The 448-nt window shown below is 56.7% G+C and carries 1 protein-coding gene; it reads right to left on the reverse strand.

The window, feature by feature from the left end; genetic code table 11:
• The coding region (locus KP705_RS17710) for a transposase (protein ID WP_215765231.1) at positions 1 to 448 on the reverse strand (448 nt) is incomplete at both ends.

Below are 448 nucleotides of genomic sequence, written 5' to 3' on the forward strand. Positions count from 1 at the left end.
AATGGGATAGCCAGATCGCTGGATGGCATGGTTCCATCGTCTTGCCGCTTCGCCTTCGTGAACTTCAGTGTACAGCGGGTGTTCCTGTCCTTGTGGGACAATCTGGATGGCTTATCCTGCCAGTCTTCAGGAATACGCCCTGCCCGGAGGTCGGCTTTCTCAGCATTCGTATTGCGCTGCTTTGGAGCGGCTACCAATGTTGCATCCAGGATCTGGCCTGACATCGGCAGATAACCGGCGTTCCGCAGGGTCGCTTCAAACCGGTTAAACAGCCCATCGATCGCACCCGCCTGTGTCAGGCGTTCACGGAGCAGCCAGACCGTTTTGGAATCGGGCACCCGGTCCGACAGTCCCAGACCAAGGAAACGCATGAAGGACAGGCGGTCGTTGATCAGATATTCCGTTCGCTCGTCGGACAGATTGTTCAGCGTCTGGATGACCAGGATCT

Origin of the sequence: Gluconobacter sp. P1D12_c (assembly GCF_018812105.1) — a bacterium.
Classification (GTDB): Bacteria; Pseudomonadota; Alphaproteobacteria; order Acetobacterales; family Acetobacteraceae; genus Gluconobacter; species Gluconobacter oxydans_A.